This is a genomic window from Aeromicrobium stalagmiti, from assembly GCF_013283745.1.
In the GTDB taxonomy this organism is placed as follows: domain Bacteria; phylum Actinomycetota; class Actinomycetes; order Propionibacteriales; family Nocardioidaceae; genus Aeromicrobium; species Aeromicrobium stalagmiti.
Genome location: NZ_JABSTZ010000002.1, coordinates 570233 through 583772 on the forward strand (window position 1 = coordinate 570233; position 13540 = coordinate 583772).

General features: G+C 69.9%; 11 protein-coding genes and 4 tRNA genes. 6 read left to right on the forward strand and 9 right to left on the reverse strand.

The window, feature by feature from the left end; all coding sequences use genetic code 11:
- Nucleotides 1-301: 301 nt before the first annotated feature.
- From HQK15_RS11730 to HQK15_RS11745, 4 genes are all read right to left on the reverse strand, one after another.
- On the reverse strand, nucleotides 302-532 hold the full coding sequence (locus HQK15_RS11730) for a hypothetical protein (RefSeq protein ID WP_173491637.1): 231 nt from the start codon (nucleotides 530-532) through the stop codon (nucleotides 302-304).
- A gap of 126 nt (nucleotides 533-658) precedes the next feature.
- Nucleotides 659-730, reverse strand: a tRNA-Val gene (locus HQK15_RS11735).
- A gap of 23 nt (nucleotides 731-753) precedes the next feature.
- Nucleotides 754-824: transfer RNA gene (locus HQK15_RS11740), tRNA-Cys, on the reverse strand.
- Nucleotides 825-851: 27 nt separating this feature from the next.
- A tRNA-Gly gene (locus HQK15_RS11745) sits at nucleotides 852-923 on the reverse strand.
- An 82-nt stretch (nucleotides 924-1005) separates the two neighbouring features.
- Here HQK15_RS11745 and HQK15_RS11750 point away from each other — a divergent pair.
- The 3 genes from HQK15_RS11750 (at nucleotide 1006) to HQK15_RS11760 (ending at nucleotide 3549) form a co-directional block, all read left to right on the forward strand.
- Nucleotides 1006-1839, forward strand: a complete 834-nt coding sequence (locus HQK15_RS11750) for an aminotransferase class IV (RefSeq protein ID WP_173491638.1) — start codon at nucleotides 1006-1008, stop codon at nucleotides 1837-1839.
- A gap of 56 nt (nucleotides 1840-1895) precedes the next feature.
- Nucleotides 1896-1967 (forward strand) — tRNA-Val (locus tag HQK15_RS11755).
- 247 nt (nucleotides 1968-2214) lie between these two features.
- Entirely contained in the window at nucleotides 2215-3549 is a 1335-nt protein-coding gene (locus HQK15_RS11760) for a sigma-70 family RNA polymerase sigma factor (protein WP_173491639.1), read from the forward strand.
- Nucleotides 3550-3552: 3 nt separating this feature from the next.
- Here the strand turns inward: HQK15_RS11760 and HQK15_RS11765 are convergent, their stop codons facing one another.
- Genes HQK15_RS11765 through HQK15_RS11780 form a run of 4 tightly spaced genes read right to left on the reverse strand, consistent with a single transcriptional unit; the run spans nucleotide 3553 to nucleotide 6642 of the window.
- Nucleotides 3553-3948, reverse strand: coding sequence for a hypothetical protein (locus tag HQK15_RS11765; protein ID WP_173491640.1), 396 nt, complete (start codon nucleotides 3946-3948; stop codon nucleotides 3553-3555).
- A 59-nt stretch (nucleotides 3949-4007) separates the two neighbouring features.
- Nucleotides 4008-4607 carry an acetoacetate decarboxylase family protein gene (locus HQK15_RS11770; RefSeq protein ID WP_173491641.1) on the reverse strand — a complete coding sequence of 200 codons (600 nt, stop codon included), beginning with the start codon at nucleotides 4605-4607 and terminating at the stop codon, nucleotides 4008-4010.
- Nucleotides 4604-6046 carry a flavin-containing monooxygenase gene (locus HQK15_RS11775; RefSeq protein ID WP_173491642.1) on the reverse strand — a complete coding sequence of 481 codons (1443 nt, stop codon included), beginning with the start codon at nucleotides 6044-6046 and terminating at the stop codon, nucleotides 4604-4606. The genes HQK15_RS11770 and HQK15_RS11775 overlap by 4 nt, the downstream gene beginning before the upstream one ends.
- Nucleotides 6043-6642, reverse strand: a complete 600-nt coding sequence (locus tag HQK15_RS11780; protein ID WP_173491643.1) for a TetR/AcrR family transcriptional regulator — start codon at nucleotides 6640-6642, stop codon at nucleotides 6043-6045. The genes HQK15_RS11775 and HQK15_RS11780 overlap by 4 nt, the downstream gene beginning before the upstream one ends.
- A 56-nt stretch (nucleotides 6643-6698) precedes the next feature.
- On the opposite strand from HQK15_RS11780, the gene HQK15_RS11785 reads away from it, so the two are divergent.
- From HQK15_RS11785 to thrS, 3 genes are all read left to right on the forward strand, one after another.
- On the forward strand, nucleotides 6699-8411 hold the full coding sequence (locus HQK15_RS11785; protein ID WP_173491644.1) for an FAD-dependent oxidoreductase: 1713 nt from the start codon (nucleotides 6699-6701) through the stop codon (nucleotides 8409-8411).
- A 118-nt stretch (nucleotides 8412-8529) separates the two neighbouring features.
- Entirely contained in the window at nucleotides 8530-10602 is a 2073-nt protein-coding gene (locus HQK15_RS11790) for a PhoX family protein (protein WP_173491645.1), read from the forward strand.
- Between the two features lie 122 nt (nucleotides 10603-10724).
- Complete coding sequence (thrS, locus tag HQK15_RS11795; RefSeq protein WP_173491646.1) at nucleotides 10725-12701, forward strand: threonine--tRNA ligase; 1977 nt, start codon at nucleotides 10725-10727, stop codon at nucleotides 12699-12701.
- Between the two features lie 10 nt (nucleotides 12702-12711).
- On the opposite strand, the gene HQK15_RS11800 is transcribed toward thrS, so the two are convergent.
- Nucleotides 12712-13434, reverse strand: coding sequence for an SGNH/GDSL hydrolase family protein (locus HQK15_RS11800; RefSeq protein WP_173491647.1), 723 nt, complete (start codon nucleotides 13432-13434; stop codon nucleotides 12712-12714).
- Nucleotides 13435-13540 lie beyond the last annotated feature (106 nt).

Below are 13540 nucleotides of genomic sequence, written 5' to 3' on the forward strand. Positions count from 1 at the left end.
GCAGCCGGGGGGCTCGGTCGCGACGGGGACACATGGAGGGATGCCCGCCAGTCGCTGTGTGCACCGGTCGTGCGTGACCAACCGGCTCGTCCTCGACACTACGGACGTGGCGCGGGGCGGTCCACCAACGACAGACAAACGATCGGTAAACCGTCGCAACGGCTCGATGCGTGCGGTGGCAGGGGGTGTCGCCCCTGCCTTCCAGGGGAAGCCGACAGGGGCGACCCTCGCACCATACGTTCGGGCCGTCGCAGAGACCTTGCGAGTTCGCTACAGACTGTCTGCTTCCTCCGTGCCTGAATCAGCCGATGTGGAGGGCGTAGTCCTCGCGGTCGCGGATGTGCTGAGCCCAGGCACGCACCGTCTCGGCCGGCAGGTCGACATCGAGCTGGGCGAGGGACCGCTCCACCTCGGGCACGATCTCGTCGAGGCCCAGGCCGGCGAAGCTGATCCGCAGCGACTCGTCCGCCGCCTCGACCTTCTGGGCCAGGTCGGCGTGCTGTTCGTCGTTCACGGTGACTGTGGTGCGCATGCCACGAACGTACGTGGGCTCGGCGATCACTGCATCCTCGCCGGCCGTGCGCGGCAGGTCGGCGGGGGAGAGGCGGCTTGGTTCGCACATGCAGAAAACCCCCGGCAAGCCGGGGGTTTTCGTCTGTGGGCGATACTGGGTTTGAACCAGTGACCTCTTCCGTGTCAGGGAAGCGCGCTACCGCTGCGCCAATCGCCCGTGATTATTCAGTTGTGCTGAAGAGGTGGGTACGGGATTTGAACCCGTGTAAACGGATTTGCAGTCCGTTGCCTCGCCTCTCGGCCAACCCACCGCTGGATGGGTATGGAGACCCTCTCCGAGCGGACAACGAGATTCGAACTCGCGACCCTCACCTTGGCAAGGTGATGCTCTACCACTGAGCTATGTCCGCAGCGGCCTCTTTGCGAGGCCGAGAAGAAACATTAGCCGATGGTTCACGCTTGTCCCAAACCGGGGTCACGTAGCGTGAAGACATGAGGACATGGTTCAACGGCGAACTCCTGCAAACCCCGGACGAACCGGTGATCAGCCCCCTCGACCACGGCATGATCGTGGGCGACGGAGTGTTCGAGACGGTGCAGATCAACGGCAACCGACCGTTCGCGCTGACGCGTCATCTCGACCGCCTGGTGCGCTCGGCCCAGGGGCTCGGCATCGGCACGCCGGACGTCGGCGCGATCCGTGAGGGCATCGCCGCCACGATGGACGGCCAGGACATCGCGTTCGGTCGGATCCGGGTCACGGTGACCTCCGGCAGCGGTCCACTGGGATCGCCGCGCGGTGGGGGCGACCTGACGCACGTGGTCATCTCCGAGCCGTCGACGCGCCCTCCGGACGTCGCGAGCATCGTGACCGTCCCGTGGCCCCGCAACGAGCGTGGAGCCGTCTCAGGGTTGAAGACGACGTCGTACGCCGAGAACGCCCTGATGATCGAGCACGCGCTCGCGCGGGGGGCGTCCGAGGCGGTCATGCCCAACACGCGCGGCGAGCTGTGCGAGGGCACCGGGTCCAACATCTTCTACGTCGTGGGGGACAGGCTCATCACGCCGACGCTGTCGGCCGGGCCGCTGGCCGGAGTCACGCGTGCCTTGGTGCTCCAGTGGTGCGCCGGCGAGATCGACGTCGTGGAGCAGGATGCGCCCATCGAGGTGCTGCAGACCGCGGACGAGGTGATCCTCGTCGGCACCACCCGCGACGTGCAGGCGATCTCGAAGGTCGACGACCGTGAGCTGGCCGCTCCGGGGCCCGTCACGCGCCGGGCGCAGGAGATCTGGGCACGCGAGGCAGCCCGGGGGATCGACCCGTAGACGACCGGGTTCGATCCTCGCAGGGTCGATGGGCTAGAGTTTCCGTCGCACGTCACGGGCGATTGGCGCAGTGGTAGCGCGCTTCGTTCACACCGAAGAGGTCACTGGTTCGAACCCAGTATCGCCCACCCCGCGAACCCCTGCTCTTGCAGGGGTTTTCGCATATTTAGGTCCGCGCAGGACAGGATGTGCCATGGCCGCGTCGAATCGCGACCTCGGTGCTCGGTGGCCATGGCGCTATGTCCGGGATCACAACGATTTGTGGTGCGAGACAACCAGTTACGTGTCAGTATTTCTCTTACTGCAACTTGCAGTTACACCGAGATGACGACGCCATCCATGTCCGAGTCTCACCGTTCCAGGGGAGTAGTACTCGTGACGATCCAGCATGCCCTCGCGGCGCCGTCAGACCATGGCCTGTCCATCGACGAGCTCGAGGACAACGACCTTCTGCAGATGACCCGGCAGGGGAGCAGCGAGGCCTACGCGGTGCTGTATGACCGCTACATCTACGGCGCCCGCCGCCTGGCGCGCCACCTCGGCCAGCGGGAGGAGTCGGACGACGTAGTCTCCGACGCCTTCGCCCAGATCTTCGACCTGCTGCAGCGCGGCAAGGGTCCGGACCGCGCGTTCCGCGCGTACCTGTTCACGTCGATCCGCCACGAGTGCGGACGTCGCGCCAAGGCCAGCAAGCGCGTCATGCCGACCGACGACGACGCCCAGATCGACACGGCCGTGCCGTTCGGCGACGGCAACCTCGACGACTTCGAGAAGAACGCGATCCGTGCGGCGTACGAGTCGCTGCCGGATCGTTGGCGCACCGTCCTGTGGCACCTCGACGTCGAGGGACGCAAGCCCAACGAGCTGGCGGACGTGCTGGGCCTGAAGCCCAACAGCGTCTCGGCCCTCGTCTACAGGGCACGCTCGGGCCTGCGCGAGGCCTATCTGCAGCAGCACGTCGGCACCACTGACGCCGAGGTCGGACGGGCGTGCTCGTCCACCCGCGGGCACCTCGCCGCGGTCGTCCGGCGCACCGCCACCTCCCGCGACCAGGAGAAGGTCCACGCTCACCTGGAGACGTGCGACGCCTGCATGGCGGCCTACCTCGACCTGCAGGAGGTCAACCGCGAGGTCGGTGCCATCGTCACGCCTGTCGCCCTCGCCGCGGCGATCGGTGGCGGCTCGGTGCTCGCTGCGACGGCATCCGGCGGCGCGCTCCTGGCCAACGTCGTCGGTGGCATCAAGGGGCTGCTCGTGACAGCCGCGGTTCCCGCCGCAGCGGTCGCCGTGACTGGTGCCGCCGTGATCTCGGCCAGCGCGCCGTCCTCAGCGCCCGTCGAGGCCCCGGACCGACCGGTCAGCTCGACGATCGCGCCGGTCACGACGGTCGCCCACTCCGCCGCCGAAGCCGATGACAAGGCTCCCGCGACGGCCGCTGCGGTCGAGGCCCCGAAGCCTGGTGCGGCCGGCGCCCTGCCGACCGCGGCTCCGACGCGGACCGCACCGGCGACCACCCCCGCGGCGTCCCCGGGCTCCCCGGCTGTCGACCTCGACCTCGGACCGGCCAAGGTCGCCGTCGGCCCCGACGCGATCGAGGTCACGGCGGGCCCGATCGTGGTCTCGACGAAGCCGGTCAAGGACCTGTTGGAGACGGTCGCCCCGAAGACGACCACGGCGCTCGGCCAGGTGCTCGGGGCAGCCGCGAAGTAGCTGCTACTCCTCGCCGGTGCAGCTGCTGTAGACCGTCCCGTACTCCTCGGTGTCCTGCAGCGGCGCGACGTCGGGCTCGACGATCTCCTGCCCCGTGACGGCGTAGAGGGTGTCCTCGAACGTCACGAGCTTCGAGCCGTCCTCGCACGGGATGACGTCCTGGGCGCCGAACTCGCCGTCGGCGACGCACTGGTCGTAGTCGGCGGGCAGTGTCTCGCCGGCCTTCCAGACGTCGCTGCAGTCCGGGCCGGTCGGCGTGGGCGTCGAGTCGGTTGCCGATGGAGCCTTGCTCGACGAGCCGCCACCGGCGCTGCCGCCGCCGGAGGCATCGTCGTCGCTGCCCGAGGTGCAGCCAGCGAGGAGGAGGACGGTCACGGACATGATCGCGAGTCGACGCATCCCCCGAGCCTAGGCGCTGTCGAGCCGCCGCACGAACGGGGCGAGCGCCCCGCGTGGCGTCACCGACGACCGAAGAGCAGCCGGAACGGGCGTGCGGCGAGCGTCAGCAACGGCTTGCGCCCGGCGAGGAAGGCGAGGGGGCCGTCGCCCGAGAACGACCACCGCCCCCGTGCGAGCCCCATCCTGATGCGCCCCGTGACCGGCGAGACCAGGAGATCGCCGGCGCGGTCCTGGGCTATCCGGAAGCCGAGGGGCAGGCGGAACGGCAGGCGTCGGACCCGCTGGACGGTGAGGGAGCCGATGCCCTGCGCGGTGTAGGAGGTGTGAGGCACGACGTCGAAGTCGGCGAGGTCCTTCGGGATGGCCCAGAGGTCACGTCCGCCGTCGCGCGACGCGGCGCTGTTGACCCAGATGTGCGTGATCGACACGCGGGGCCGCCAGCCCTGACGCACGAGCACCGTCGACATGATCTCGTCGTACGTCAGCGGGCTCGGCTGCTCGTAGACGAAGAAGGCGGCCGAGACGATGCCGCGCCCGAAGATCGTGATCGGGCGGGTGGCGGCCGAGTGGGGCGGTGGCAGGTGCGTGCGGGGGACGAGCCACACACCGATGTAGGCGTGGCCGTGCAGGTCCCACGGCTCGGCCGGATAGCCGGTCATGCCCACGTGAACGCGTCGGGGTCGAGGACCTTGGTGGCCTTCGCGAACGGCAGCGTCGCGCCCGGCCAGTTGGACGTGATCCGGCCCGACGGGTGGCGGTACCAGTTGTCGCACGACCCCCAGACGGAGTCGTCGAGCTTCTGGGTGAGCTCTCGGTCGTACGCCTGCTCCGCCTCCTCGGTGACGGCCACGGACCGGTAGCTGCCGGCCTCGAGCCGGTCGACGGCCTGCCGCATGTGGCGGGCCTGGGCCTCGAGCATGTAGATGATCGAGCCGCCGCCGAGGTTGGTGTTGGGCCCGTAGGTGACGAAGAGGTTGGGGAACCCCGGGACGTACATGCCGAGGTAGGCGTGGGCGCCGTCGGTCCACTGCGTCGCGAGCTTCTGGCCGTTGGCGCCGGTGATGTCGATCGACTCCAGGAAGTCCTGGCTGTCGAAGCCGGTGCCGTAGACGATCGCGTCGACCTCGTGCTCGACGCCCGCGTCGTCCACGACGCCCGTGGGGGTGACGCGGGTGATGCCGCGGGTCACCACGTCGACGTTGGGCTGGGCGAGAGCGGGGTAGAACTCGTTGCTGAACAGGATGCGCTTGCACCCGATGGGGTAGTCGGGCGTCAGCTTCGCCCGAAGGGTCGGGTCGGTGACCTGTCGGTGCAGGTGCCGCATCGCGATCGCCTTGTTGACGCGACCGACCTTCGACGTCGCATCGAGACCCCGCGCGAACTGCTCCATGATCGTCCAGATGCCGCCGCGCTCGAGGCGCTGGCTGAAGGGCAGCGCCTTGAACAGCCCGCGGTGGAACGCCGTGTAGGGCTTGTCGGGCTTGGGCATGAGGTAGTTGGCCGAGCGCTGGAACACCACGAGCTCGGCGGCGTCCTTGGCCAGGTGCGGGATGAACTGGACGGCGCTGGCGCCGGCGCCGACGACGGCGACGCGCTGCCCCGTGGCGTCGAACGAGTGGTCCCACTCCGCGGAGTGGAACGAGGTGCCGCCGAACGACTCGACGCCCTCGATGTCGGGCAGTCGCGGCCGGGAGAGCTGGCCGACGGCGCTGACGAGCACGTCGACGGTCTCGACCGTCTGGTCGGCGAACGTCACGGACCACTGGGCGGCGTCGTCGTCCCACGCGGCCGCGACGACCTCGGCACCGAAGCGCACCAGCGGGCTGACACCGTGCTTGTCGGCGACGGAGCGGATGTAGGCGTGGATCTCCTTCTGCAGCGCGTAGCGCCGGGTCCACTGCGAGTTGGGCTCGAACGAGAACGAGTAGAGCGGCGAGGGGACGTCGCAGCCCGCGCCGGGGTAGGTGTTGTCGCGCCAGACGCCGCCGAGGTCGTCCGACCGCTCCCAGAGGCGCAGGTCGGTGTGACCGGCCCGCTTGAGCTCGACGGCGACGGCGATGGCGCCGAAGCCGGATCCGATGATGCCGATGCGGGTCATGGGCGTTCCTTCGTCATGGGAGCTTCTTTCTGGACGAACAGCAGGACGCTGTCGGTGAGCAGGTCGAGTGCCTCGTCGCGCGTGAACGTCTGGCGCTGCAGCCACTCGCGGCACACGGCCTTGGTGAGGGCGGCCGTCGGGCGCAGCCGGGCTCGCAGGTGGGGGGAGTCGGGCAGCCCGAGGGCGTCGAGCACCAGGCGTGCAGCACGGTCGTCGGCCTCGTCGACGATCGCCTGGACGTCGGACGCCCCGTGCAGGTTGGCCGCGCCGCTCGCGGCGACCCAGGCCTGTCCGTAGGTCGTGGCGGCGTCGAGGATCCAGTCCATCGTCAGGCGGGCCCGCTCCTCGAGGGAGCGTCCGTCGTAGTCGGGCAGGGCCTGGGCCGGCATGAGGATCGAGTCGCGCATGACGTCGAGGAACAGCTCGCGCTTGTCGCCGAAGTAGTGGTTGATCAGCCCACGTGCGACACCGGCGGCCTCGGCGAGCTCGGCCGTCGACACGTCGTCGTACGCGCGGTCGGAGTAGAGCACGCGGGCCGCGTCGATGATCTGCTGACGGCGCTCGGCAGGCGCCAGGCGTAGGCGGGTGGTGGACACGGATCAAGTCTCGCCCGCTATTGGCAGAGTGTCAACAAGCGTCGTACGATCGGTGCATGACCAAGAACGACTTCGACTACGACGTCCTGGTGGTGGGCTCCGGCTTCGGCGGGAGTGTCGCTGCGCTGCGCCTGACCGAGAAGGGCTATCGCGTCGGCGTGATGGAGGCAGGACGGCGATTCGCCGACGACGAGCTGCCCCAGAGCAGCTGGCGCGCCACGCGCTACCTCTGGGCGCCGTGGGCCCGCTGCTTCGGCATCATGCGCATCACGCTGCTGCGCGACGTGCTGATCGCCAGCGGCACCGGCGTCGGCGGCGGGTCGCTGGTCTATGCCAACACGCTGTACGAGCCGCTCGACGCGTTCTACCGCGACCGCCAGTGGGCCCACATCACCGACTGGAAGGACGAGCTCGCACCGCACTACGCCCAGGCCAAGAAGATGCTGGGCGTCACGACGTATCCCGGCTGGAGCCCGGCCGACGACCGGCTGCAGGCCCTCGCCAAGGACTACGGCGTCGAGGACACGTTCCACCCCACCGACGTCGGCGTGCTGTTCGGCGACGGTCATGGCGTGGAGCCGGGCGAGACGATCGCCGACCCGTTCTTCGGCGGTGCCGGGCCCGACCGGCGCGCCTGCATCGACTGCGGTGCCTGCATGACGGGCTGCCGCCACAACGCCAAGAACACCCTCGTCAAGAACTACCTGCACCTCGCCGAGGGGGCCGGGGCAACGGTCCACCCGTTGACGACCGTCACCGACGTGCGACCCCGTGCCGAGGGCGGCTACGCCGTCCGTACGCGGCGCACCGGCAACCCGCTGCGCCGGCGCACGTTCACCGCCGAGCAGGTCGTCTTCGCCGGCAACGCGCTCAGCACCCAGCGCCTGCTGCACCGCCTGCGCGAGTCGTCGCTGCCCCGTCTCTCGCCGCGCATCGGCGAGCTCAGCCGGACCAACTCCGAGGCCGTGCTGACGGCGCGCTCGATGCGGGGGGACGCCGACTACACGCCGGGCGTCGCGATCACCTCGTCGTTCCACCCCGACGAGCACACGCACGTCGAGGTCTGCCGCTACGGCCACGGCTCCAGCGCGCTCGGGCTGATCAACGCACCACTCGTCGACGGCGGGCACGACGGGTCGCAGCTGCGGGCTGTCTGGCGGGCGTACCGCGCCCTGGGCCTGCGGCGGGCCGTGGCGATCCACAACCCGCGCCGGTGGGCGGAGCAGTCGATCGTGGTGCTCGTCATGCAGACGCTGGACAACTCGATCACGACCTACCTCAAGCGAGGCCTGCTCGGACGACGCATGACGAGCAAGCAGGGTGTGGGCGACCCCAACCCCAGCTGGATCCCGATGGCCAACCAGGTCACGCGAGACCTCGCCCGCGACATCGGAGGCAACGCCGGCAGCTCGACCGCCGATCTCGCCGGCATCCCGATGACCGCACACTTCATCGGGGGCTGCGTCATCGGCGAGACACCGGAGACCGGGGTCATCGACCCCTACCAGCGGGTGTTCGGCCACGAGGGTCTCCATGTCTCGGACGGGTCGGCTATCACCGCCAACCTCGGCGTGAACCCCTCGCTCACGATCACCGCCCAGTCGGAGCGCGCCATGGCGCTGTGGCCCAACAAGGGCGAGCCGGACGCGCGCCCGGCGCTCGGCGAGGCATACGTGCGGGTCGCTCCCGTGCCGCCGCAGGAGCCTGCCGTCCCGGCGGGGGCGCCGGCTGCGCTGCTCCTGCCGGTGCCGAAGGTTCCGCAGCGCTGACGCGGCGGCGTCCGGGCGGACTGTTCACCCGGGCGTCGCGTCGGTGTCGCCCGCTCGCCATGTGGGTCGTCGACGGTCTTCCCAGACCACCGAGACCTGACCCAAGGGGCCCCCTGACATGACCTTGCTGCCGGAGACCGACCGTACGACCGACCACCGCCGGCTGCTGCCGATGGTGGGTCACACCAAGGCGGGCCGCAGCCCCGTCACGTGCCACCTGAGGTGCGGCGACGCGTGTGCGCAGCCCGTGCCCAACCAGACCGAGGGCCCGACGTTCCGTGACGTCGTCGAGCAGACCATGAGCCGTCGCTCGGTGCTGCGCGGCATGGGTGCCACGGCAGCCGTGGCCGCGATCGGTGGCGCCGGGACGGCGCTGGCTCCACCGGCGGCGGCGGGCACGCGTCCCGTCGGCGGTGCTGCCCACGGCACGCCGAGGACCTCGCTCAGCTTCATCGCCATCGCGCCGGTCACGTCGACCGTCGACGAGCTCACCGTCCCGTCCGGCTGGCGCTGGGACCCGATCATCCGCTGGGGCGACCCGGTGCTGAAGGGCGCACCGCAGTTCGACCCTGCGAACCAGTCGTCCCGCGCCCAGGCCGCGCAGTTCGGCTACAACAACGACTACCTCGACATCATCGTCACCGATCGCCGCGGCACCAAGGCGCTGCTCGTGTGCAACCACGAGTACACCAACGAGAACATCATGTTCCCGCCCGGCATCGACGCCTCCGAGCAGGCACGCATCGCCTGGGCCGCCCACGGCATGTCGGTCGTCGAGCTGCGGCGCCGTCACCGCGGCGAGCGGTGGACGTACGTCCCCGGAGCCCGGCTCAACCGGCGCATCACCCTCGACACGCCGTTCGCCGTCGACGGTCCGGCCGCGGGGTCGCCGCTGCTGCGCACCAAGGCCGACCCGACCGGACGCACGGTCCGCGGCACGATGAACAACTGCGCCGGCGGCACGACGCCGTGGGGGAGCGTGCTGTCCGGCGAGGAGAACTTCAACCAGTACTTCAAGGCATCGGGCTCCACGCCGCGCGAGACCCGCTACGGGCTCAGCGCGACGCAGGACTCCCGCAACTGGCGCGCCGTCGACCCCCGCTGGGACGCCACCACCGCCGACTACGCCAACGAGCCGAACCGCTTCGGCTGGATCGTCGAGGTCGACCCGTACGACCCGACGGCCGCACCGGTCAAGCACACCGCGATGGGTCGCTTCAAGCACGAGGGCGCCAACGTCATCATCAACCGTGACGGCCGCGTCGTGGCCTACATGGGCGACGACGAGCGCTTCGACTACGTCTACCGGTTCGTGTCGAAGGAGCGCTACCTCCCCGGTCCGGGCAGCCGGCGCCGCAAGCACAACCTGAAGCTGCTGTCGCAGGGCGACCTCAGCGTCGCCCGCTTCACCGGTGACGGCCTGGACGACGGCGTCTCCGACGGGTCCGGCGAGTGGATCCCGCTGACGCGGGACGGGCGCTCGATGGTGCCCGGCTTCAGCCTCGAGGAGGTGCTGGTCTTCACCCGGCTGGCGGCCGACGCCGTGCAGCCGACCAAGATGGACCGCCCCGAGGACGTGCAGCCCAACCTCGCGAACGGCCGGATCTACATCGCGTGCACCAACAACACCGATCGCGGCGAGGTCGGCAAGGAGGGGCCCACCGAGCCCAACCCGCGCGCGGCCAACAAGGACGGTCACGTCGTCGAGCTCATCCCCGCCAGGGGCGACCACACCTCCACCGGGTTCACCTGGAACCTGCTGCTGGTGTGCGGCGACCCGAAGAGCGCCGGCACGTACTTCGGCGGCTACACGGGCGAGGTCTCGCCGATCTCGTGCCCGGACAACCTGGCGTTCGACAGCCGCGGCCAGCTGTGGATCTCGACCGACGGCGCACCGAGCACGCTCGGCACCAACGACGGCCTGTTCCACGTCACGCTCGAGGGCCGCGACCGGGGTCGGGTCCAGCAGTTCCTCTCGGTGCCGACCGGCGCCGAGACCTGCGGCCCGGTGGTGCACGATCGCGACGGGTCGGTGTTCGTCGCTGTCCAGCACCCCGGTGAGGACGGCTCGTGGTCGGCGCAGAAGTCGCTGTTCCCCGACTACGTCACGCCGGGCACGACGCCCGATCGGGGCGACTTCGCCGGTCCGCGCCCCTCGGTCGTGCAGGCCACGCGCGCGCGTCGCCGCTGAGCCACGGTTCCCGTGCCGCGGCCGAGGTGGCCCACCCACCTCGGCCGCGGCGTGACGTTAGGGTGGTGACAAGCAGCACGCGCCATCCGTAGGGCGCGTCGAGACCGAACGAAGGAAGCACCGTGTCCGAGATCCAGATCACCGTCGAGTCCACGTCACGATCGGTCGAGCAGGGCACGAAGGCCTGGCAGCTGTTCGCCGACAACCCCGAGATCATCGCGGCGCGGGTGGGCGACGCTCTCAGGGACCTTGCCTACGAGCTGGTGGACGGCGACGCCGTCTCGGGCGTGGCGATCGACTCCGCCGACGGGCGCGACATCCTGCGGCACTCGACCGCCCACGTCATGGCGCAGGCCGTGCAGGAGCTGTTCCCGGCCGCCAAGCTCGGTATCGGCCCGCCGATCACCGACGGCTTCTACTACGACTTCGACGTCGACGAGCCGTTCGTGCCCGAGGACCTCGACAAGATCGAGTCGCGCATGCGCAAGATCGTCAAGGAGGGGCAGAAGTTCGACCGCCGCGAGATCAGTGACGACGCGGCGCGGGCCGAGCTGGCCGACGAGCCCTACAAGCTCGAGCTCATCGGGCTCAAGAGCACCGCGGGCGACGCGGCGGAGGGCGCGAGCGTCGAGGTCGGCGAGGGCGGCCTGACGATCTACGACAACCTCAAGCGTGACGGCTCCGTGGCGTGGGGCGACCTGTGCCGTGGTCCGCACCTGCCGACCACCAAGCGCATCCCGGCGTTCAAGCTGATGCGCAGCGCGGCGGCCTACTGGCGCGGCAACGAGAACAACAAGCAGCTGCAGCGCATCTACGGCACCGCCTGGGAGACCAAGGAGGCGCTCGAGGAGCACCTGCACCGCATCGAGGAGGCCCAGCGCCGCGACCACCGCCGCCTCGGCACCGAGCTCGACCTGTTCAGCTTCCCGGACGAGATCGGGTCCGGCCTGCCGGTCTTCCACCCCAAGGGTGGAGTGATCAAGCGCGAGATGGAGGACTACGTCCGTCGCCGTCACATCGAGGAGGGCTTCGAGTACGTCGGCACCCCCCACATCGCCAAGGAGGGCCTCTTCTACACCTCCGGTCACCTGCCCTACTACGGCGAGGGGATGTTTCCGGCCCTCGACGTCGACGGACAGGACTACCGCCTCAAGGCGATGAACTGCCCGATGCACAACCTGATCTTCCGGTCGCGCCAGCGGTCGTACCGCGAGCTGCCGCTGCGGCTGTTCGAGTTCGGCCACGTCTATCGCAACGAGAAGTCCGGCGTGATCCACGGCCTGACCCGCGTGCGCGGATTCGCCCAGGACGACTCGCACTCCTACGTGACCCCGGAGCAGGCGCCCGGCGAGATCCGCCACCTCCTGAACTTCGTCCTGAGCCTGCTGCGCGACTTCGGCATGGACGACTTCTACCTCGAGCTGTCGACCCGCGACGACTCCAAGCCCGACAAGTTCATCGGCTCAGACGACGACTGGGCCAATGCGACCCAGGTCCTCGAGGACGTGTGCCTCGAGACGGGTCTCGAGCTGGTCCCCGACCCGGGTGGCGCGGCCTACTACGGCCCCAAGGTGTCGGTGCAGGCCCGTGACGCGATCGGCCGCACCTGGCAGATGTCGACGATCCAGTACGACTTCAACATGCCGTCGGCCGAGCGCTTCGGCCTCGAGTACGTCGCGGCCGACGGCTCGCGCCAGCAGCCCGTGATGATCCACTCGGCGAAGTTCGGCTCGATCGAGCGCTTCATGGGTGTCCTCGTCGAGCACTACGCCGGCGCGTTCCCCCCGTGGCTCGCCCCCGTCCAGGTCGTCGGCATCCCGGTCGCCGAGCGGCACGCCGACTACCTCTACGAGCTGACCACGCGGCTCAAGGCCCTCGGCATCCGCGTCGAGGTCGACGACTCCGACGAGCGCATGCAGAAGAAGATCCGCAACGCGCAGCTGCAGAAGGTGCCGTTCATGCTGATCGCCGGCGACAACGACGTCGAGGCGGGTGCGGTCTCGTTCCGCTACCGCAGCGGCGAGCAGGAGAACGGAGTCACGCTGGACGACGCCGTCGCCCGGATCGTCGAGGCGATCCAGAGCCGCGTCCAGGTCTGAGGCGGGCCGCTCAGGGGTTCAGGCTGCTGCGGTAGAACAACCGCTTGGCGATCTCCTGGTTGCCGAACCGGTTGGGGTGGATCCCGTCGATCGTCCGGTGGGGGTGGCGGATGGCCTCGGTCGCGGTGTCGACGTACTCGAAGTCGTGGTCAAGGGCTGCTGACCGGACCAGGTTGGTGACCCACCAGCGGCTCGAGCTGATGCGTCGGCCGTTGCCCCACGGCACCGTGACGATCACGGTGGCGTCGGGACGGGCGAGCTCGTCGACCCGGGCGAGCGTCGCGCGCACGGCGTCGTCGACCTGCTGCGGCGAGCTGCGCGCGTCGCCGCGGCCGTTGCTGCGCACGGCGAGGCAGTGGCGGCGGTCGTTGACGCCGCCCTCGACGATCACCACGTCGGCGGTGCGGATGACCTCGGGATGGGCGTTGACCCTGTCGAGGAAGCTGGTGCCCGTGCACCGCACGCCGCGGCGCAGGTAGCCCGACCCGCCCTCGGCCAGCACCACCGGCTCGACGTCGATCCGATCGGCGAGGATCGACCACCAGGCGAGCTTGTCGCCGACGCCGTCACGGCTGTAGGACGAGCTGATCGAGTCGCCCACGACCACCATCGTGGTGCGCTCGGCAGGGCGCGGCGCCGCCGGCGGCGCGTCGTCGTTCTTCGCCAGGGCAGGCACCGCGAGCACGCTCGACGCGACGAGGCCCACGAGGGCGACCCCGATGGAACCCTTCATGCGCAGTCTCCCTTGCGAGCGGATCCTCAGGCTATCGTCGCGCGCCGATCGCGGCCCGCAGAATCGCCCACGTCGGTGCAGGGCCACAGGCGCCGGGCGACTAGGG